The sequence below is a fragment of the Synechococcus sp. OH20 genome, assembly GCF_047502685.1.
Lineage (GTDB): Bacteria > Cyanobacteriota > Cyanobacteriia > Thermostichales > Thermostichaceae > Thermostichus.
Genome location: NZ_JANSIQ010000037.1, coordinates 78880 through 98989 on the forward strand (window position 1 = coordinate 78880; position 20110 = coordinate 98989).

Sequence of the window (20110 nt, forward strand, 5' to 3'; positions counted from 1 at the left end):
TGGCTAGAATTACCTAGGATTGTTTGAGAAGCAAGGCCACCTCTTTGGCAAAGTAGGTGAGGATGATGTCGGCACCGGCCCGCTTCATGGCCAAGAGCGATTCCATCATCACTTTTTTGCCGTCGATCCAGCCCTTTTGTTCGGCAGCCTTGATCATGGCGTACTCGCCGCTGACGTTGTAGGCGGCCACGGGCAGATCCGTTGCTTCCTTGACCCGATAGATGATGTCTAAGTAGGCCAAGGCCGGCTTTACCATCACCATGTCTGCCCCCTCGGCTTCGTCCAGCTCCACCTCTTTAATGGCTTCGCGGGCGTTGGCGGGATCCATTTGATAGGTTTTTTTGTCTCCCGACTTGGGCGCGGATCCCAGGGCATCGCGAAAAGGGCCGTAGAAGGCAGAGGCATATTTGGCGGAGTAGGCCAGAATGGCTACGTCGGTGTAGCCTTGGCTATCCAGAGCCTCCCGAATGGCGCCGACACGGCCGTCCATCATGTCGGAGGGGGCCACGATATCGGTTCCCGCTTCCGCCTGGGAGAGAGCCTGCTTAATCAGAACTTCTACCGTCTCATCGTTGAGGATCACCCCGTCCCGCACAATGCCATCGTGGCCGTCGCTGTTGTAGGGATCCAGAGCCACATCCGTCACCACCAAGATCTGGGGGATCTCCTGCTTGATCCGCCGCACCGCCCGCTGGATCAAGCCTTCCGGGTTGAAGCACTCCCGCCCGGTGGGATCCTTTTTCTCTTCCGGCACCACCGGGAACAAAGCCACCGCCGGGATCCCCAAGTTGGCTGCTTCCTCCACCTCCTTGAGGAGCAGATCCAGGGTGTAGCGGTAGCAGCCGGGCATCGACTCTACTTCCTGCCGCTGGTTCTCCCCTTCCATGACAAACAGGGGATAGATCAAATCCTGCACCCGCAGGTGGGTTTCCTGAACCATCTGGCGCAGGGCTTCGGTGCGCCGCAGCCGACGGGGACGGTAGATCAAGTCTTGGCTCATGAGAGCAGCAAAGAAAAAGAGGGCGTCTCTATTTTGCCATGAGGTCGGCAGGGGCCGAGGTGCTCGTCGGGGGAGAGAGGCGATAGCCAGGGCAAGGGGGGAAATGGCGGGCCAGCCAGCAGCGGAGAGTCTCCTTGACAGCTTCGGCTTGGCAGTCGTGCAAAAGGTCGTGGCGCGATTGGGGAAAATCGTGGATCTCACCGTTGGGGAGCCGACAGGCAAAATCCACAGCGCCGGCAGGATTGACGACAATGTCGGCAGAGGTGTAGAGCAGCAAAACCGGCAGCTCCAGCCGATGGGCTTGCTCGAGGCAGCGCCGCCCGCTGCGCACCAGTTCGGCTGTAAATCTGGCCCGCGTTACCCCACACACATAGGGATCTGCCGCAAAGGCGGCCTGCTGCGCTGGCAAGGAAGTCACCCGTGCCGGATCGTAAAGGCCGGTCAAGGCCAACTGGGGAACAACCCTGTCCAACACCTGCAGAAGGGCGTAGGTCAAGGGGGTGAAATAGTGGTCGATGCGGAAGGCCGGAGAGATCAAGATCAAGCCCTGCACCTGCTCAGGATGGGCAAGGGCATATTCCGTAACCCAATTGGCCCCCGCGCTGTACCCACACCAGATCTGCGGGATCCTCTTCTGCGGCCAGACCTGCTGAGTGATCTCCTCCAGATCCGCCTGGTATTGGCCGAAGCGGTCGATCCAGCAGCGGATGCCGCCGGAGCGGCCAAATCCCCGCATATCCGGGGCCAAAACCTCCCATCCCTGGGCAGCTAATTCCTCCGCCAAGGGTTCAAACCCGCCGCCGTGATCCCCTTTGCCGTGCAACAGCAACACCCGCCCACAAGGGGATCCCTGCGGCCAGTGGCGCAAAAAGGCCGGCATCCCGTCCGCCAGCAACACCTCCTGAGATCGACAGATCCCCGGCGAAGGTTGCGGCTGACCCCCATCCAGAGCTCCTAAGTTGCCCAACCGATCAGAAGGCATGGTTAAATCCAATACACATCCGGCAAGACCTGGCAAAGCCGCAGACCTTATCCTCCTATATTCCGGTCGCCCACAGGCGCCGCAATCTTTCTTTCCAGTCTCAAATATTTCTTAACAATCTTTGCTCTTGCCGGGGATCCCTGTCAGGCCAGGCTGCGTGGCCTTTGGCGGGGGCGTAATGGGAGGATCTTTCGGGGCAAAGCGGGGCCAATGGCGGGAAAGGGAACCGCCGGGAGGTATGATGTTGTGAAGAAGTTTTGCAAAGCCTCAGGTTGGACGGGATCCCGTCGCTGTGGCTATTTGCCCTTGCCTTACCATTGCCTTATCGCTTCCTCGGTTCATTCAGTCGGAAACAGGTTGCTGAAACTATGCTGTTACTGAAAATCTCTGTTTACGCGGTTGTCATCTTTTTTGTTGGGCTTTTTGTGTTTGGCTTTTTGAGCAACGACCCCGCCCGTAACCCCAACCGGCGGGACATGGAGTGAGGGATCCGGGCAGCTTGCGAGCTGCGAAAATAAAATAGCCATCTCCTGAGGGGGGTGCTCGGTATTGGGCATTCCCCCTCAGATTCATAAAGTTCCCAACCCAACCTGGCAGCCGGAATTGTTTACTGGAAGGCGGTAATCAGCAGTGTTTGGGAGCCGGAGCGGTTTTGCTGGTCATAGGCGGTGATCCGGAACTGCCAAACGCCCACAGGATCCCCGGTGGCGACGCGGAAGTCGGTGATGAAGCTACAAAAGGTGGCTCCGGGAGCGCAGTTAGCCTGTTGCGGGCTGAAGAACTCCCGCTGCACGCGCACGCCATTGGGGTTAAACGTTTCCAGCTCAACAAATTGCGTTGGGCGGGCGCCGCCGGGCACACTCACCTGCACCGTAAAAGCCGGTGTGGAGGTGCCCACCCGCACAGAAGTGGGCGCATTGATCAACGAAACCGTTGGGCTCTGGGGGGGAGTGATGATCGTGCCCCCGGAGCTGCCGCCATCTCCACAGGCAGCCAGCCCAGTCGCCAAAAGGCCAGTGGCCAAAAGGGTCAGAGCAGTCCGTTGCATTCCTCTGTTCTCCTCACAAAAATCTGATCGATCCTCGCCGGTTGGATAAGCATCTACCCGCCTCAGGAATTGCCGTTGGGAGCAGCACCACTCTAGGCTACTTTCTGTTGCCGTAGCCTGGGGAAAGATGCGCTTCCACCCAAATCTGCATGGGCTTTTGTGCACAGTTGGCTCCCCTGCTTCAGAGCAGCAGTAAGCGCCGCAGCAGCACCGCCATCACCGCGGCAAAGCTGGCCACAATGAGCTGTCCCGGCAGGGTATAGCCTGAGTAAAGCCTGATCAACCTCAGCAACTCCTGGTTCCAGGGTTGCGTGGCCAAAAGATAGACAATCCCGGTCAGGTGAATCAAGGCCAAAGCCACCAAGCTGCCGGATCCCAGCTCCTGGAGGCCCACCGGGGGGGCTGCCAGCCTCTTGACAGCGGCAGTGCGTTGGCGGACAGAGGAAGAAGGAAGCGAATGGGGATCCCGTTGCCGAAACGCAATCGTCCCGCAGGCCCAGGCAGCCGGCAAAAAACCCAACAAGTAGCCAAAGGTGGGCTGGTGCAGGTACTGCCACCCTCCCCCCTGGGCAAACACCTGCAACCCCGCCAGCCCCAGCCCCAAGTAGACGATCTGGGCGCACACCGCCGCCACCGGCCCCGCCAAACAAGCCGTCAGCAGCACGCCCCCGATTTGCAGCGAGAAGCTATATCCCCCCAGCCCAGGCAGCTCCGACGGAAAACTCAGATGGGTCAGGGTGCCCAAAATGGTCAGGATCACCCCAATCGCCGTCCAGAGCCATTCCAGAGGAGTCAAAAGCAGGCCAGACCGCATAACCGGGGAGAAATCTTTCCTTATGCTAAAAGAGGAAACGCGCAGGTGCGGTGGGCAAAAGGTGGTCAAAACAGAATGGATTGAACTGGCACAGGCCCTGGCCGATGCTGCCGGAGCAGTGATCCGCCCCTTGTTTCGCGGAGAGCTGCAAGCGGAATACAAAGAAGCCCGCTCCCCCATTGTGACGGTGGCCGACCGGGAGGCAGAACAGGCGATGCGGGCTTTGCTCATGGCCCAGGTGCCGCAACACAGCATCCTTGGCGAGGAGTTTGGCTTTCACCAGACGGGATCCCCTTACACCTGGGTTCTGGATCCCTTGGATGGCACCATTGCCTTTTCCACCGGCAAGCCCACCTTTGCCACCCTGATCGCCCTCTTGGAAGAGGATCGCCCCGTTCTGGGCATCATCGATCAACCGGTGTTGCGCGAGCGCTGGCTGGGGGTGCAGGGAGAACCCACCCAGTGGATTACTCCCTCTTGCCGACGACCCGCCCAGACCAAAACCAACAGCGACCTCAGCCGCGCCTACTTGAGCTGTACCACCCCCGATTTGTTCGCCCACCCCGACCAACAACGGCGTTTCCAGCAGCTCAGTCGAGCAGTACACATCACCTCCTATGGCGGCGACGGCTACCAGTACGGCCTGTTGGCCAGCGGCTGTGTGGATCTGGTGCTGGAGTGTGGCCTCGCCCTCTACGATTTTGCCGCCCTTGTGCCGGTGATCGAGGGATCCGGCGGCGTGATTACTGATTGGTCGGGGGAGCCCCTAACCCGCACCTCTAGGGGAGAAGTGCTGGCGGCGGCCAACCCCAGCTTGCATCGCCAGGCCCTGGCCGCAATTCAAAAAAACGGGAGCTACCCACCAAAATAAGCAGGCTCATTGCCGGGCTTCCACTTGATGTTGCAGCCGAGGCTGGGCTTTTGGTCAGGATCGATGGGCTTGCCCGCCAGCAGGTTATCCAGCGCCGCCCGCAAGTCTTTGCCCGTCACCGGCACATCCGTCAGGCTGGGGCGGCTGTCGTCCAGTTGGCCGCGGTAGACCAGCTTGCGCTCCGCATCGAACAGGAAAAAGTCGGGGGTGCAGGCAGCGCTAAAGGCTTTGGCCACTTCTTGGCTTTCGTCGTAGCAGAAGGGAAAGGTAAAGCCCAAGGTCTCGGCCATCTTCTTCAAGTTCTCGGGGCTGTCGTCGGGGTATTTCTCCACATCGTTGGCGCTGATGGCTACAATGCCGACGCCGCGATCCTTGTAATCTCTGCCAATGCGGGCCAGCTCTTCTTGCACGTGCTTCACATAGGGGCAGTGCTGGCAGATGAACATCACCAGCAAAGCGGGCTTGTCGGCAAAAGTAGAGAGGGAAATGGTTTGGCCGCTCACCACATCCGGCAGGCTGAAGTCAGGGGCCGGGGTGCCCAAAGGCAGCATGGTCGAGGGAGTACGGGCCATAGCAAGCCTCCAACTGTGAACTTTCTGGATCATCCTCATGCTCCCATAGGAATGGGCGGAACGGGATCCCTGCGCTCCAAACCAGCCGGGAACCGCTTTTACAATTGGATAGAGTCTGCAACACTATTTTGTTCGGGAGCTGAGCCTTGAGCACCGCCGTCTTGCCCGCTGCCCCTCTGGTGGACACCCACGTCCACTTGAACTATCCCGACTTTACAGACGATCTACCGCAGGTGGCCGAGCGCTGGCGCCAGGCCGGGATCCGGCAACTGGTGCACTCCTGTGTAACGCCAGCAGAGTTTCCCCAGTTGCAGGCCATTGCCGACCAGTACGCCGAAGTCTTCTTGTCGGTGGGGCTGCATCCTTTGGAGGCGCGCCAGTGGCAGCCGGATCTGGCCGAAAAGATCGCCCAGTTGGCCGCCAGCGACACGCGGGTGGTGGCCGTCGGGGAGACGGGCTTAGATTTTTACAAGTCCGACCCGGCGGACATCGAGCGGCAACAAGAATCCTTCCGCGCCCACATTGCCATTGCCCAGGAGCAGGATTTGGCCCTGATCGTCCATTGCCGCGAGGCGGCAGCAGCCACCTACGAAATCCTCAAGGAGGCCCTGGCCACAGGGGGGCCGCTGCGGGTGGTGATGCACTGCTGGAGCGGATCCCCGGAGGAGACGCGGCTGTTTGTGGAGATGGGCTGCTTCATCAGCTTTAGCGGCATCGTGACCTTCAAGAACGCCGAGACCGTGCGCCGGTCGGCCTTGGAGGTGCCCTTGTCCCAACTTTTGGTGGAAACCGATTGCCCTTTTTTGGCCCCCACCCCTTTCCGCGGCAAGCGCAACGAGCCGGCCTACGTGCAGCGGGTGGCCCAGACCCTGGCGGAGCTGTTGCGGATCCCCTTGGAAGACCTGGCCCAACAGACCAGCCAAAATGCCGCCCGCCTCTTCCGCCTGCCCCAGCCCCCTTTGTGAAGGAGAGTGGAGAACTTTTGAATTCCTTAAGCTTTTCCCTTGCGGCTCTGTAACTTCCCGGCAGGGGGCGTTATCGTGAAAGAGGGAGTGTAGCTTTCAATACTTCTGCGCTTCCTTATGTAGAGATGGCTATGGAGAACTTGGCCCCTGCAGCCTGTACCAGCCGGGATGCCCTCATCAACCGCATTACCCACCAGATCCGGCAATCTTTGGAGCTGGATCAGATCCTGAGGGCAACGGTGGAGGAGGTGCGCGCCTTTTTGGGCACGGATCGGGTCAAGGTGTACCGCTTCGACCCGGAAGGTCATGGAACGGTGGTGGCGGAAGCTCGACAAGCTGAGCGGCTGCCCTCTCTCCTGGGTTTGACTTTTCCGGCGGGGGATATTCCTGAGCAAGCGCGGCAGCTGTTTCGCCTGGCCCAGGTGCGGGTCATCGTGGATGTGGAGGGCCAGACCCGCTCCCTCAGCCAGCCGGAGCCACTGGGCCGCTTTGCCCAGGCCCAGCCTTTGCCTCTAGGAGAGGTGCCGCAGCGGCCGGTGGATCCCTGCCATGCCCATTACCTCAAGTGTATGGGGGTGGCCTCTTCCCTGGTGGTGCCCCTCCTGCATCACCAGCAATTGTGGGGGCTCTTGGTCTCCCACCACACCGAGCCGCGCTCCTACTCTGCTGAGGAGCTGCAGGTGGTGCAGTTGGTGGCGGATCAGGTGTCGATTGCCATTGCCCAGGCGGAATTGCTGGAGCAGGCGCGGCGGAAGGCGCAGCAGGAACGCTTGATTAACCAAATTGCGGCGCTGGTGTACTCGCCGCTTCACCCCGAAACCACCCTGAGCACCGTCCTGGAGCAGCTTACCGCCCAGCTCCAAGGGATCGGGGCGCGGCTGCGCATCCAGTTCATGGGCTTGGAGACTCTCCACTGCTATGGGAGCCAGCCGCCGGCAGGATACGACGCCTGGCTGCAGGAGCAGGTGGGAAGAGGCAAGTCGGCAGGGGACGGGGTGAGAACCTGGTCGCTTTCGCAATTGGAGAAGTGGCCAGAACTGCGGTCGCAGGTGCAGCAGACGCCCATCCGCGGGCTGCTGGCGGTGCCGCTGCTTTGGAACGAGCAGGTGGTGGGCTGGCTGAGCGTGTTTCGTGGCGCCATCTGCCAAGAGACCCACTGGGCCGGCTACCGCTGGCCCGCCCAAGGGGAAGGTTGGGAGGATCCCCGTCAACAACTGCCCTTGATCTCTTTTGCCGCCTGGCGGGAGCTGAAAATTGACGAGCCCAAGGCTTGGTCGGCCCCAGAGCTGGAGCTCGTCAGCCGCGCTGCCGTGCACCTGGCCCTCTCGATCACGCAAAACCAGCTCTACCGGCAGTTGCAAGATCTCAACGCCCGTCTGGAGCAGGAGGTGCAGGAGCGGACGGCGGCCCTGCAGCGCTCTCTGGCTATGGATGCCCTCTTGCAGCGGGTCACCGACCAGGTGCGCACCACCCTGGACGAAGCCCAGATCCTGCGGGCAGTGGTGCAGGAGTTGGCTCTGGGGCTGCCCATCCAAGGCTGCGATCTCTGTCTCTACGATCCGGAAGCTGGCCAGGCCACGGTGCGCTACGAATACACCGCCGCCCTGCCGCCCGCCGGCGGGATCGCTCTAACCCTAGCCGACTACCCGGATCTCTACCGGCAACTGCAAAGGGGGCAAGCGGCGCAACTGTGCCATTTGTCGGGGCAAAGCTGGATCCCGCGGCGGGAAGGGCTGACCCTGCTGGTATGTCCGCTGCGGGAGGATCAGGCCGTGTTGGGCGATCTGTGGTTGGCCAAGCCGGCAGACGAGTGCTTCTCTGAGCTGGAGGTGCGGGTGGTGCAGCAGGTGGCGGATCACTGTGCCATCGCCATCCGCCAGGCCCGTCTCTACCAGGCCTCGGTGCAGCAAATCAGCGAGCTGGAACGCCTCAACCGCCTCAAAGATGATTTCTTGAGCACCGTCTCCCACGAGCTGCGCACCCCCATCACCAACATGAAAATGGCCATCCAACTGCTGAAAATGGCCCGCACCCCGCAAAAACGGGAGCAATACTTGCAAATCCTGGAGCAGGAGTGCGAGCGCGAGGCGGAATTGGTCAGCGATCTGCTGGATCTGCAGCGGCTGGAGCAGGGATCCAAGCCCCTTCATCTCGAAGAAGTGTCCCTGGCCGCCTGGCTGCCCACTGTGCTCCAGCCCTTTGTGCAGCGGGCCCAGGCCAATCAGCAACAGTTGCGGTGGCAGATTGACCCAGCGGTGGGCAAGGTGGTGACGGATCAGGTGGGTCTGGAGCGGGTGGTGCAGGAGCTGGTCAACAACGCCTGCAAGTACACCCCGCCTCACCACCGCATCACGGTGACGGCGCGCCGCCTCAGCCCTGAACAAGTGCAAATTCGGGTTATCAACGAGGGGGTGGAGATCCCCCGCAGCGAGTGGGAGCGCATTTTTGAGAAGTTCTACCGCATCCCCAGCGGGGATCCCTGGAAGCGGGGCGGCACCGGCCTGGGGCTGGCTTTGGTTAAGCAGTGGATGCAGCGGCTGGGGGGCAGCGTCTCTATAGAAAGCGGCCAGGGCAAGACCTGCTTTACCCTGGTGTTGCCGCAGGGATCCCTGCCAGGGCAGACCTCTTTCATCGCGTAATGGGCGATTGCGATTTGGAAGCGCTGCAACGGGCGGTTGAGCAATTCAACCGGGGGGAATTCTACGCCTGCCACGACACTCTGGAGGCGCTGTGGATGGAAGCGGTGGATCCGGAGCGGCGCTTCTACCAGGGGCTGTTGCAAACCGCCGTGGCCTACTACCACCTGCAAAACGGCAACCGCCGCGGCTGCATGATCCTGCTGGGGGAGGCCAACCGCAAGCTGGCCGATTTTCTGCCCACCTACGCCGGCTACAACCTGCAAGCTCTGTGGGAAGCCAACCAGATTCTCCTGCAAGATCTCTCTTGCCTCCAGCCTGAGGATCCCTTGCCCTGGGTGGCCCCTCCTGTCCTGAGAACCGTTGACGACAGGCCCGATCGCGAGGCTTCTTGGAATCTCCCAGAACCCCAGTAGCTACCGACGCTTGGAGCGACGAGCTTGCCGTTCTGCCTCGCTGCGCCGCCGCCGATCCCGCCAGTCGATAAAGGTGATGTAGCCAACGCCCACAGTGACAGCCGTCAAGAGCAAAAAGATGCTGCCGTAGGCGAGGCGGACAACCCAGGGCAAGTCAATTTCCATAGAGCAGGACGAAGTCCTCGAGCAACAACAGGGCCAGGCGGGATCCACTACATGCCGTTACGGCCCCAGACCACAAAGGCAATGGAAAGGGCAAAGAAAGCAGCAACAGCAACCCAGCCAAAGGTGATGATGTCCATAGATCTAGCCAAGCAAAGAAGGCTCATCGGGGTGATCCCATTTTACGGGATGGGATCCCTTGTCAGCGGGCATTTGCGAGCACCTTATTCTCAGTTCAAACTGGCTACAGTGGGGTCAAATCCAAAACATCTGAGCCAAACGAGGGGGGATCCGATGGTACTGGAGACATTGCCGCTGGTGGCCGCGGTGGCCATCGCCATTTTTATGCTGGTTTTCTGGGTGCGGGTGGTTCGGGAGGCCATCTGGACGGCGGTGGGGATCGTAGTTCTCCTGGCCGTGCTGTACGTGGTCTTTAGGATTGGCCCGCGGCAGGTGCTGCAAGAGCTGCGGGATCCCTTTGCCCTTCTGGATCAAGTGTGGCAGGTGATCGTCGCCTGGTTCCAGGCCCTTTTCCCCTAGTGCGCTATCTGATGCACAATTACAATGGACTGGGCCTGGGTTGGGGCTGCTGGCCCTTCTCCTTTGTTCTGCAACTCTGACGCGCTCCGATTGCTGGCCATGCCTTCCGACTCCCCACAGGATCCCCAACAAGGGCACCTAGACCCTGCCCCGGAAGACGGGATCCCGGTTCCCGAGGACATCCAGGTGGAGGTGGAGGACTTGGGGGAGCGCCGCCGCCATGTGCAGGGCCGCGTCCTTATTCCGGTGGAGCGGCAGTGGGTTTGGCAGGTTTTAACCGATTACGACCATCTGGCGGAGTTCATTCCCAACTTGGTGGAAAGCCGCCTCCTCGGCAGCGAGAATGGCCGCAAACTGGTGCGCCAGGTGGGATCCCAAAAGGTTTTATTTGCCCGCTTTTCGGCGGCAGTGGTGCTGGCCATTGAGGAAATCTTTCCCCACCAGCTTCGCTTCCAGGAGGTGGAAGGGGATTTTCTCCTTTTCGAGGGGTTTTGGGAACTGGCCGAGTGGCTAAACCATCAAACTTTGCTCACCTACCACCTGCAGGTGAAGCCGCCGCGTCGCATGCCGGTCGGCCTGGTGGAACGGCGCCTCCGCCGGGACTTGGCCTTTAACCTCCAGGCGATTCGGGAGCGCTGCCTGAGTCTATGTTCCCAATAGGGTGTGCCATCCCTCACCCCCAGCCCCTCTCCCAAAGGGAGAGGGGAGCTACGGATCTAGGCCAGAGCTTTGCGGCAGCCTGATTTGTTGGATATTGGCAATTTGCATTTGCCGGCTGGGATCCCAGGTTAGCGCAGCAGACCTTCACTTCTTAGGGTTCAGGCGGCCATCGAGGGCTGCCTCTGGGTTTGTGGGTTGGCTATCGGCAGGGTGAAGTGGAAGGCACTGCCCTGGTTGATCCCTCCCGATTCGGCCCAGATGCGCCCCCCCATCGCCTCGATGATCAGCCGGCAGATGGCCAGCCCCAAGCCCGTCCCCCCCACGGAACGGCGCAGGGACCCCTCTGCCTGGTAAAACCGCTCGAAAATGACCTGTAAGCGCTCCGGTTCAATGCCACGTCCACTGTCGGCCACAGTAAATCTCACCATCGCTTCTCCAGGTTCGCCGGCTGATGGCTCCACCTCTGCCCGGACCCAGATCCGCCCGCTGGGAGGAGTAAACTTGCAAGCATTGTCCAACAGCTTGCGCAAGACCTCCACCAGCCATTCCCCATCCGCCTTGACCATCGGCAGCCGTCTGGGCAGCGCCTGCTCGATGGTGGGTAACTCTTCGTGCCGCCGTCGCGCTTTGACGTTGCTCAGGGCCAGCTCCACGCATTCTTGGGCAGACAACGGCTCGATATGCCAGCGAACGCGACCGCTTTCCAGCTTGGAGAGGGTGAGAAAATCCTGCACCAACTCCCGCAGCCGACCGGCATCTTGCAGAGCCGCATTCAACATCTCCTGGCGCATCTCCAAGGGCATATGAGGATCGCCGGCCAACGACTCCAGACACACTTGAATGGTGGACAAAGGGGTGCGCAGCTCGTGCCCGATCACAGCGATCAACTCCGACTTGGCCCGATCCAGATCCTGCAATTGGCGATTCAGCTCTTCCAGGTGCTGGTAGGCTTCTGCCTGTAAGAGGGCCACCCCCACTTGATTGGCAATGGCTTCTGCCAACTCCAGAGTGGCCGGCTGCCAGCGGCGAGGGTGTTCGTGGTGCAGCTCCAATAGGCCCAGCAACCGCCCCTGATAGAGAATCGGCAGAGCCACCCAAGCGCGAATTTGGGCCGGCTGCCACAGCTCCGGCAGGCAATGCAGACGCGGATCCTTCTGGCTGTCCTCGCAACACACCAGGTGTGCTGAGGCCATTGCCTCCTGCAGAAAAGGGTTGCTTTGCACGGGCCAGAGGGATCCCTTGAGGCTGCCCATTCTCAGGGTGTGATACTCGTGCTCGATCTGGACAGCAGGAACCTGGCCATCGTAGCGGTAGATCAAACAGCGCCCCACTCCTGCCGCTTGCCCCAGTTCCTGCACCGCAATGGTCAGGATATCGCCGGGATGCAAAGACTGGCGAATGGCGCTGCTGATGCGGTTGATCAAGCGTTCTTTGTGCTCTTGCACCTGAATGGTGCGATAGGCCCGCTGCAGCTTGTATTGCCCTGCCTGAAGATAGGTGATCAGCCGCTCGGTGAAGGGCCCTGGATTCAGTTGGCTGGCGGAGTTTTGCAGGGATCCCTCCAGATGCTGGCGGATCGGCTCCAAGCGAGGGGCCAGATCTGGACGGTAACCGAGGATCTTGGGCAGCAGTGCCAAAGCCGCTTGAACCGCGACCAGGCGATCAAACGACCAGACGCCATCGAACTGTCGGGCTGCATCCATATCGCTGCCCTGCCAGGGCCGCTCCCGACACACTAAGCAGGTGGTGTAGTGGGCATCGATGACGATCAAATGCCACTCCTGGGCCAGCGGATCTTCCGGATCCAGGGGGATAAAGTTAGGGAGCAGGTCGCCCTGAGTCCAATCGGTCTCGGGAGTGGCCAGCACAAACACATCTTGGGCAACCGCGCTGATGCGATGATAACGCCGCGCCTCCTGGCGGTAGTAGCGCTCCTTTTGAAAATTGGCGAACACCCACGGGGATCCCTGACCTTGCAACACCTGATCCTCAATGGCGTGGCTGAGGGCAACCAGAGAAGACTTGAAATAAAGTTGCGGGCGCAGATGGGGCAAGGCCTGTAGCAGATCGCTCAATAGGGAAGTCCGACTCTGACGGCTCTGGCGGGATCTAGGGCGGGTAGAAGTCATAGCCCTATGGGCAGGTGTCGATCGCTAGGGAGCACAAAGACGCTCAACCTGAAGAAGAAGGCTGGCAGTCTAGGTTTAGTCTAGCGGTTGGGATCCTGCAGCAGGGGGAGTTTAATAAGGCGCAAGATCCGGCTACCTTAAACTAAGGAGTCATAAAGCTTGCAAAGTTGTGTGTAAGCTGGCCAAATGTCGGGATCCCGGTACAGCCAAGAAGACGTGCAGCAGATCCTCCAGCGGGCCATTGCCCGCCAGCCGCGCCTGGGCGAGTTTACCCGCGCCCAATTGCAGGAGATGGCCGCCGAACTGGGGATCTCACCCCAAGAGCTGGACTTGGCCGAGCAGGAATGGAAGGCTTGGCAAGAGCTGAACAGCCAACATCGCGAATTTCAGCGCTACCGCCGTCAGCAGTTCTACCAATTGCTGGGTCGCTATGGAATTGTCAACAGCTTTTTGCTGGGCTTGGACTGGCTTTCCGGCGGTGGGCTATCTTGGTCGCTGTTTATACTCATGGGCTGGGGCTTGACAGTTTCTCTTAAGGGCTGGAACGCCTACCAGACAGAGGGGGAACGCTACGAGAAAGAGTTCCGCCAGTGGCAGAAGAAACTCCAAAAAGATCTCCACCTCAAGAGGTAAGCCCCGTTCCGCCGATGGGGACAGATTGCTCTCCAGACCCTGAGGGGAGAGGAGATGCCCACGAGAGATGCTACCATAGGTATCCGGCATCGGTGAATATCTGTGCGGGCGTAGTTTAATGGTAAAACCGCAGTCTTCCAAACTGCTGTTGTCGGTTCGATTCCGTCCGCCCGCTTCCAGCCGGTAGATCCTGAACTAAGCCGCAAAACTGGCTCCAGATAAGCCCTTTCAGACCTAAAACCTCAGTTGAGGGTGCGTTTGAGTTAGGGGTGAATGGGGTAAGTTGGGGGTGAAAAGTAGCCGCAAAAAGGCCGCAAGGCTGAGGGCTGTGCGAGATGACTGAGAAGGCGCTGGTGCATATCCGAGTGGACAAACAGGCGTTACACCTGACGTGGACGTACCACGGGAAGCAGTAGCGGTTGTCCACCGGGATCCAGGACACGGCGGTCGGACGGCGGGTGAAGTCGGAAGCTGGTTGTCTTGGTTGAGCTTCTCGATGAGGAGTTGGATGAAGAAGCTGCTTTCAGATCCCTGCGGCCGAAGTATAAAGACAGCATAGCTGTTGAACCAAAATGCGCTCCTTCCTCCCACAATCTGACCGGCAACTTTTTGTTAATCAAAGCTTAATCCCAAAATAACTTGCAGATAACTTTTGGATCATTGTTGTTGAGGTATAGATATTCTGAGCTGTACTCCACCCCGGAAATAAGGGAAAATCCGATGTGCCAGATCGGTAGTAAAGTGAGAGTGAACACAAGACCCAATTTCGGAGTGGTTAGGAGAATCGCCGTGCGTCCTCTATCTCTGTTGGCGGTGCTTTGCAGCGTGGCTTTTGCCCAGCCTTTTGCGTGGGGATCCCTGAACCCAGCCTGGGCCAAGCCTTCCGGGACATTGCGCTTGTACACTTCCCAACCCGATGCAGACGCTCAGAAAACCGTGGCTGCGTTTCGAGAAGTTTATCCAGAAGTTTCCGTGGAGATCTTTCGCTCCGGCACCGAGGAGGTGATCAGCCGCTTTTTGCTGGAAGCAGAAAAGGGCAGTTCCCAAGCCGATGTGTTGCTGGTGGCCGATGCGCCTACTTTTGAGTTGCTGAAATCCCGCAATTTGCTGGAGTCCTACTGCAGCCCTGAAGCCAAGGCCATCGCCGCCACCTACTACGATCCAGACTGCCACTACTTCGGCACCAAGATCCTGGCCACGGTGATCGTTTACAACACGGCCAAAGCCCAGCCTGTCGTTAGCTGGGCAGCCCTAGCCCAGGTTCCGGAAGGCCAGCTGGTGATGCCCAGCCCCACCTATTCGGGTGCTGCTGCTTACAACTTGGGAGTTATCACCCGCACCCCTGGCCTGGGCTGGGAGTGGTACGAAGCTCTGAAAAAGAATAAAACCGTGCTGGTGCAAGGCAATGGCGCTGTGGCCCGTAACGTCGCCAGCGGTGAACAAAGCTACGGTATGGTGGTGGACTTTCTTGCCATTCGCAGCCGCAACGAGGGATCCCCGGTGGAGGTGGCCTATCCCAAGGAGGGCGTGCCGGTGATTACCGAGCCGGTGGGAATTGTCAAAGGAACGCCCAACCTGGAAGCTGCCCAGGCTTTTGTGGACTTCTTGCTGTCTCAGAAGGGGCAGGAGGTCGCTGCTGAGATGGGCTACATGCCGCTGCGGCAGGGTGTGACGCCGCCAAAAGGTTTCCCCGCTTTGAGCGAGCTGAAGATCTTGAGCGCCCCGGCAGCGGAGTTGGCCGAAAGCCGCGAGGCCGACAAGGCCCGCTTTGCCAAGTTGTTTGAGGAATAGGTGGGATCCAAAGGCGTGGTCTAACGTTTCTGGGGGAGGGCTTGAGTAAAGGGTTAAGGCACCCCATCATCCCCTGGCTGGTAGCCGTAGCGGGCCTTTTGACTTTGACCCACGCTTATCCCCTCTGGAAGCTGTTGCAGCGAGCCTTGAGCAGCGAAGGGGAAGGGCTTTCCTTTGAGAACATCCGCTGGTTGCTGGAAACGCCCCGCGTCCATCTGGCGCTGGGCCACAGCCTCTGGGTGTCGGCGGTCTCAGCCGCATTAGCGCTGGTCGGCGGCCTGGTGCTGGCGGTGCTCACCACCCAGACAGATCTGCCGGGCCGCGGCATCCTGCGGGTGCTCTTTTTATCTCCCCTCGTGGTTCCGCCCCAGGTTTTGGCCTTGGCCTGGATCCAATGGGCCGGGCCGGTGGGCTATTTGCAGCAGGGGCTGCGCTGGATTTTGGGGAAGCAGGGATCCCTGTGGAGCTTCTACACGCCGGGGGGGATCATTCTGCTGCTGGCTCTTTTTGTGCTGCCAATTGCCTACCTGACGCTGGTGGCGGGCTTGAGCCGGCTCTCCAGGCAAGCTCAGGAGGCGGCCCAACTGGATGGGGCAAACCTGCTGCAGGTTTGGCTCTTCATCACCCTGCCCCTGTTGCGGCCCTCTGTGGCGGCAGCGGCGGCGCTGGCCTTCCTGGGGGCCTGGGGCAATTTCGGGATCCCGGCCTTGCTGGGGATCCCAGGACGCTACCTGACTTTGCCCACCCTGCTGTACCAAGAGGTGATCAACTTCGGCGGGGATGGGTTTGGGCGCAGCGCGGCGCTGGCGTTGCTCTTTGGCCTGCCGGCCCTCTTCTTTTTGGCCTGGTCACAGCAGCCTCAGGAGGGGCTGGATCCAGGCGAGGCCCCTCCGGATCCCTATCGCTTGGGCTGGCTGGGTTGGCTGCTCAGCGGGATCCTCTTCGCCGCAGCCTTGCTGCTCATTCTCGGGCCTTTGCTGGCCATGGCTGCAACTGCCCTGCTGCGGGCCTATGGCCTGCCCTTAGTCTGGTCTAACCTGACGCTGGAGCATTTCCGCCTGGTTCTTTTTGAGCTGGAGCGGGCCCGCCGCGCCACGCTGCACAGTTTGGGCTTGGCGGGAGGAGCAGCGCTGCTCTGCAGCGGGATGGCGACGATCTTGGGCTATGCCCTGACCCGGTTGAAAGTACGGCTGCTGGCGCTGCTCAGCTTCATTGTGGACTTGCCCTATGCCCTGCCGGGCCTGATTTTTGCGTTGTCCCTCATTTTGGTGTGGTTGCCGCCTCCCCTGCCGGGTCTGAGCCTCTACGGCACCCTATGGCTGATCCTGATGGCCTATCTGGGGCGGTTCTTGGCCCTGGCGCTGCAACCGATGCAAGCTGCTTGGCGCAGCCTGGACACCAGCCTGGAGGAGGCGGCTAGCATTGACGGGGCCTCCCTGCTGCAAACTTTTCGCTACATCCTGCTACCTCTACTGGCGCCGACCTTGACGGCAGCAGTGTTGCTGGTATTTTTGCAATCTTTTGCCGAGCTGACCCTCTCTGCCCTCTTGGTAACCTCCCGCTCGGAAACCTTTGGGTGGCTCATCTTTGGCTTGCAACAAGGGGGCTACACCCACCAGGCGGCGGCCCTGAGCACCCTGCTGCTGATCGTCCTGTTGGGTCTAGCCGCAGGGATCCAGGCGCTGCGGCGGCAGGTCGGGCAGCCTTGAGCAGGGGATCCCTCCGGATCCTTCACGGATGGGGGTTGATGGTGGTGGTGCGACGGATGGGTTGCCCCTTCAGGTTCCAGGTCTGGCCTTGTTGGGTGGTCACTTGGCCGGAATAGTCCCCTTCCACCCCTTGACCGGGGGATCCCTGGCCGGAATAGGTGCCACTACCGGCTCTGCCGCTTGGCCCGCTGCGCGTGTAGGTGCCGGAGTGGGCGCGTTGACGGGGGCGAGCCTGCGCAAAGGGAGCAAGCGCCATTAGTAAAGCAGTAACCAATAACAGGCAAAAGCTTGCATTTTTCATCATTTTCATGTTCGAGACCCCTTGAGAAGTTGCCAATCATAACCTGGGCTGGGCGCTCATTTCATCTGACTCTGACTGCGGCCTGAGGGTTCACTTTCTGGGGGGATCCCGGCCAGATATAACCTGCTCTTAATGTCGGTGCAGTATTCTCGGATGTGCCTTTAGCGAGTGCAACTGCCTTTTTCTATGAACACCCGTCGTACTTTCCTGGCTTTCGCCGCTGGCTTGGTGGCTGCCTTCCTGGCTGCCGACAGCTTTGCCCAGTCTCCTGCCAACGTCAAAGTTTGGATTGCCTTTACCGATAACCGTCTCGATTGGGCCCGCGCAAAAGCGGCAGAGTTTAACAAGCAATTTCCTCAGTACAACGTAACTGTTGAGGGCTACGGCAACTACGAAGAAATTCAACAGGCCACCGACCTGGCTATTCAACAAAATGCAGCTCCTTCGGTGGTGCAGTGGTTTGAGGTGGGCACCCAACGGGCACGGGATTTCGGCTACTTCAAGTCTATCGCCGATGCGCTGGGCAACCGCACCGAGGTGAACGGGATCCCGGTGAACTTCGACGATTTTATCGAGCCGGTGGTGAGCTACTACACCCTGGACGGCAAGTTCACCTCCATGCCCTGGAACAGCTCCAGCCCCATCCTCTACTCCAACACCGCCATTTTGAAGAAAGCCGGGATCGAGAAGCCGCCGGCCACCTGGCAGGAGCTGGAAGCCGCCTGCGAGAAGATCATGGCGCTTCCCGACGCTCCTCAGGGCTGCGTCACCTGGCCCAACCACGGCTGGTTCTACGAGCAGTGGATGGCGCAGCAAGATGCTCTCTTGGCCAACAACGAAAATGGCCGTGCCGCCCGGGCCACCCAGGTCTTTTTGGACTCGGAGCCTTCAGTAGCCATTGCTACTTGGTGGAAAGGGATGTACGACAAACGCTACTACATCTACAGCGGCAAGCAGCGGGATTGGGCGGCCACGGAGCAGGCCATCCAAACCGGCACCGTTGCCATGGCCATCACCAGCAGCGCCGACGCGGCCAACATCACCAACGCCGCCAAGCAGAACAACATCGAGCTGGTCACCACCCGCATGCCCTACAACGCCGACAAGGGTTGGACGGGGAACTTGATTGGGGGCGCCAGCCTTTGGTTGGTGAAGGATCTGCCCAAAGAGGTGGAAGAGGGGGCGCTGACCTTCATGTTGTGGCTGAATAACACCGAAAATGCTGCCGAATGGCACAAGGTAACCGGCTATCTGCCCATTCGCAAAAGCTCGGTAGCCTTGCTGGAGTCGCAGGGCTGGTTCAAGGAAAACCCCAACTTCTTCACCGCCAGCGACCAAATCAACAACTCCAAGGTCACTCCTGCCACCCGTGGGGCGCTGTTGGGGGCTTTTCCCGAGATTCGCAATGTGGTCACCCAAACCATGGAGGATCTCATGCTCAAAGGCGGGGATCCGGCCCAAGCCATGGCCAAGGCCAACGAGACTGCCAACCGCCTGCTGGCCGAGTACAACTCCCTCTATCAGTAATTGGTTAGGAGCTGGGATGCCGCCAGATTGACGGCGAAATCGAGGATAGGGGGTGGGCGGCGACCTGCCCCTTTCCTGGCTTTTGCAAGGTTAGAGGGGAGAGAGAACATGGGGCAATGGATCCAAGTGCTGGTGCCGCTGTTGGCGGGGTTGATAGGGGCCCTCTGGGTGGGATCCCGTTTTCGGCGTATCGAGCGGCCTGTGCTGCTGGGGGCGGCTCTGGGGGGGCTGGCAGGAGGGCTGGGATCCCTGATCTTCATGGTGCCGCTGGATTTTTGCACCTTTGCGCCGGAGCGCAAGGTCATCGACCTGGTTTTTGGTGTGGGGCTGGTGCTGGCGGGCATGGCCATCCCTCTCTGGCCGCTGCTGGCGTGGATCCGCAAGGAACAGGAGCGCCGCCTGGGGATCCAAAGAGCAACTCCCCAAGAGAGGGGTATCTTCAAGCAGGGGTGGCTGGCCTGGCTGCTTCTGTTGCCCACCTTCACGATCTTGGTGGTGTTTCTCTACTACCCAGGGCTGGATACCCTGCGCCTTTCCACCCTGCTCACCTTTGTGGGGGCGCCGCGCAGCCGCTTTGTCTGTGTGGATAACTTTACTGCCTTGCTGACGGATGCCACCTATCTGCGCAGCCTGGGGATTACCTTTGCCATTTCGGCGGCCATCGTGGTGCTGGGACTGAGCGGATCCCTGTTGATCGCCACGTTGGCCTACCAGCCCATTCGCGGAGCGGCGATCTATCGCATCTTGCTGATCTGGCCCTATGCCATTTCGCCGGCGGTGGCCGGCATCATCTTTTTCATCATCTTCAACCCCTTGGGCGGTGTAGCCAACTACTTACTGGGGCTGGTAGGGATCCCACGTTTGAATTGGCTGGGGGATCCCAACTTGGCCCCTTGGGTGGTGATCTTTGCCAGCGTTTGGAAGCAGATGGGCTACAACATTTTGTTTTACCTGGCCGGTCTACAAAATCTGCCCAAAGATCTGCTGGAGGCGGCTGCCATTGACGGAGCCGGCGCTCTTCGTCGCTTTTTTGCCATTACCCTACCCCTGCTTTCCCCCATCACCTTCTTTTTGGTGATTACCAACATGACCTATGCATTTTTCGATATCTTTGGCACCATTGATTTGCTGACTGCCGGCGGCCCTTCGGGATCCACCTCGGTGTTGATCTACGAGATCTACAAAATTGGAGTGTCTTCGGGAAATTTGGGCAGGGCTGCTGCGCAATCCATTGTGCTGTTTCTCATTGTGGTGGGGCTGACGATCCTGCAATTTCGCACCACCGAGCGGAATGTGACCTACGGCGGATAATCTCTGCTGCAAGGGGAGGTGCATCGAAGTTTGCAGCAGCCCC

The 20110-nt window shown here is 60.0% G+C and carries 21 protein-coding genes and 1 tRNA gene; 13 read left to right on the plus strand and 9 right to left on the minus strand.

Annotated elements, in window-relative coordinates:
- Positions 1 to 13: 13 nt before the first annotated feature.
- Positions 14 to 1000 carry a porphobilinogen synthase gene (gene hemB / locus NW826_RS08400; protein WP_414332857.1) on the minus strand — a complete coding sequence of 329 codons (987 nt, stop codon included), beginning with the start codon at positions 998 to 1000 and terminating at the stop codon, positions 14 to 16.
- A gap of 28 nt (positions 1001 to 1028) precedes the next feature.
- Entirely contained in the window at positions 1029 to 1982 is a 954-nt protein-coding gene (locus NW826_RS08405) for a lysophospholipase (RefSeq protein ID WP_414332859.1), read from the minus strand.
- A gap of 368 nt (positions 1983 to 2350) precedes the next feature.
- Here NW826_RS08405 and NW826_RS08410 point away from each other — a divergent pair, with 368 nt between their 5' ends.
- A complete protein-coding gene (locus NW826_RS08410; RefSeq protein ID WP_011431538.1) occupies positions 2351 to 2467 on the plus strand; it encodes a photosystem II reaction center protein I in 117 nt (38 codons plus the stop codon).
- A gap of 122 nt (positions 2468 to 2589) precedes the next feature.
- On the opposite strand, the gene NW826_RS08415 is transcribed toward NW826_RS08410, so the two are convergent.
- Together NW826_RS08415 and NW826_RS08420 are read right to left on the minus strand one after the other, a co-directional pair.
- A complete protein-coding gene (locus NW826_RS08415) occupies positions 2590 to 3030 on the minus strand; it encodes a hypothetical protein (protein WP_414509887.1) in 441 nt (146 codons plus the stop codon).
- A gap of 181 nt (positions 3031 to 3211) precedes the next feature.
- Entirely contained in the window at positions 3212 to 3844 is a 633-nt protein-coding gene (locus NW826_RS08420; protein WP_414348989.1) for a biotin transporter BioY, read from the minus strand.
- 61 nt (positions 3845 to 3905) lie between these two features.
- Between NW826_RS08420 and hisN the strand changes: the two genes are divergently transcribed.
- The gene (gene hisN / locus NW826_RS08425; protein WP_414332865.1) at positions 3906 to 4715 is read left to right on the plus strand and encodes a histidinol-phosphatase; all 810 of its coding nucleotides are present in this window, start codon (positions 3906 to 3908) and stop codon (positions 4713 to 4715) included.
- Here hisN and NW826_RS08430 read toward each other — a convergent pair.
- Entirely contained in the window at positions 4700 to 5287 is a 588-nt protein-coding gene (locus NW826_RS08430; protein ID WP_414332867.1) for a thioredoxin family protein, read from the minus strand. The genes hisN and NW826_RS08430 overlap by 16 nt on opposite strands.
- 146 nt (positions 5288 to 5433) lie before the next feature.
- Here NW826_RS08430 and NW826_RS08435 point away from each other — a divergent pair, with 146 nt between their 5' ends.
- From NW826_RS08435 to NW826_RS08445, 3 genes are all read left to right on the plus strand, one after another.
- Entirely contained in the window at positions 5434 to 6252 is an 819-nt protein-coding gene (locus NW826_RS08435) for a TatD family hydrolase (protein ID WP_414509888.1), read from the plus strand.
- A 131-nt stretch (positions 6253 to 6383) separates the two neighbouring features.
- Complete coding sequence (locus NW826_RS08440) at positions 6384 to 8891, plus strand: GAF domain-containing protein (protein WP_414509889.1); 2508 nt, start codon at positions 6384 to 6386, stop codon at positions 8889 to 8891.
- On the plus strand, positions 8891 to 9304 hold the full coding sequence (locus NW826_RS08445) for a DUF309 domain-containing protein (RefSeq protein WP_414509890.1): 414 nt from the start codon (positions 8891 to 8893) through the stop codon (positions 9302 to 9304). The genes NW826_RS08440 and NW826_RS08445 overlap by 1 nt, the downstream gene beginning before the upstream one ends.
- On the opposite strand, the gene NW826_RS08450 is transcribed toward NW826_RS08445, so the two are convergent.
- On the minus strand, positions 9305 to 9457 hold the full coding sequence (locus NW826_RS08450; protein WP_414332874.1) for a hypothetical protein: 153 nt from the start codon (positions 9455 to 9457) through the stop codon (positions 9305 to 9307).
- Between the two features lie 59 nt (positions 9458 to 9516).
- Complete coding sequence (locus NW826_RS08455) at positions 9517 to 9606, minus strand: cytochrome b6-f complex subunit PetN (RefSeq protein ID WP_011431548.1); 90 nt, start codon at positions 9604 to 9606, stop codon at positions 9517 to 9519.
- 154 nt (positions 9607 to 9760) lie between these two features.
- On the opposite strand from NW826_RS08455, the gene NW826_RS08460 reads away from it, so the two are divergent.
- Both NW826_RS08460 and NW826_RS08465 read left to right on the plus strand, forming a co-directional pair.
- Positions 9761 to 10006, plus strand: coding sequence for a hypothetical protein (locus tag NW826_RS08460; protein ID WP_414376160.1), 246 nt, complete (start codon positions 9761 to 9763; stop codon positions 10004 to 10006).
- Between the two features lie 99 nt (positions 10007 to 10105).
- Positions 10106 to 10666 (plus strand): SRPBCC family protein, encoded by a 561-nt coding sequence (locus NW826_RS08465; RefSeq protein WP_414509891.1) that lies wholly within the window; start codon positions 10106 to 10108, stop codon positions 10664 to 10666.
- A 158-nt stretch (positions 10667 to 10824) separates the two neighbouring features.
- On the opposite strand, the gene NW826_RS08470 is transcribed toward NW826_RS08465, so the two are convergent.
- Positions 10825 to 12795, minus strand: coding sequence for a DICT sensory domain-containing protein (locus NW826_RS08470; RefSeq protein ID WP_414509892.1), 1971 nt, complete (start codon positions 12793 to 12795; stop codon positions 10825 to 10827).
- A gap of 186 nt (positions 12796 to 12981) precedes the next feature.
- On the opposite strand from NW826_RS08470, the gene NW826_RS08475 reads away from it, so the two are divergent.
- From NW826_RS08475 to NW826_RS08490, 4 genes are all read left to right on the plus strand, one after another.
- A complete protein-coding gene (locus tag NW826_RS08475; RefSeq protein WP_414509893.1) occupies positions 12982 to 13428 on the plus strand; it encodes a 2TM domain-containing protein in 447 nt (148 codons plus the stop codon).
- A gap of 104 nt (positions 13429 to 13532) precedes the next feature.
- Positions 13533 to 13603, plus strand: a tRNA-Gly gene (locus NW826_RS08480).
- Between the two features lie 614 nt (positions 13604 to 14217).
- Positions 14218 to 15219 (plus strand): ABC transporter substrate-binding protein, encoded by a 1002-nt coding sequence (locus NW826_RS08485; protein WP_414509894.1) that lies wholly within the window; start codon positions 14218 to 14220, stop codon positions 15217 to 15219.
- Between the two features lie 41 nt (positions 15220 to 15260).
- Positions 15261 to 16928: an ABC transporter permease gene (locus NW826_RS08490; RefSeq protein WP_414509895.1), complete on the plus strand. Its 1668-nt coding sequence runs from the start codon at positions 15261 to 15263 to the stop codon at positions 16926 to 16928.
- A gap of 22 nt (positions 16929 to 16950) precedes the next feature.
- On the opposite strand, the gene NW826_RS08495 is transcribed toward NW826_RS08490, so the two are convergent.
- Positions 16951 to 17184 carry a hypothetical protein gene (locus NW826_RS08495; RefSeq protein ID WP_414509896.1) on the minus strand — a complete coding sequence of 78 codons (234 nt, stop codon included), beginning with the start codon at positions 17182 to 17184 and terminating at the stop codon, positions 16951 to 16953.
- A 231-nt stretch (positions 17185 to 17415) separates the two neighbouring features.
- On the opposite strand from NW826_RS08495, the gene NW826_RS08500 reads away from it, so the two are divergent.
- Both NW826_RS08500 and NW826_RS08505 read left to right on the plus strand, forming a co-directional pair.
- Positions 17416 to 18756, plus strand: coding sequence for an ABC transporter substrate-binding protein (locus NW826_RS08500; protein ID WP_414509897.1), 1341 nt, complete (start codon positions 17416 to 17418; stop codon positions 18754 to 18756).
- 108 nt (positions 18757 to 18864) lie between these two features.
- The gene (locus tag NW826_RS08505; RefSeq protein WP_414509898.1) at positions 18865 to 20067 is read left to right on the plus strand and encodes a carbohydrate ABC transporter permease; all 1203 of its coding nucleotides are present in this window, start codon (positions 18865 to 18867) and stop codon (positions 20065 to 20067) included.
- Positions 20068 to 20110: the final 43 nt, after the last annotated feature.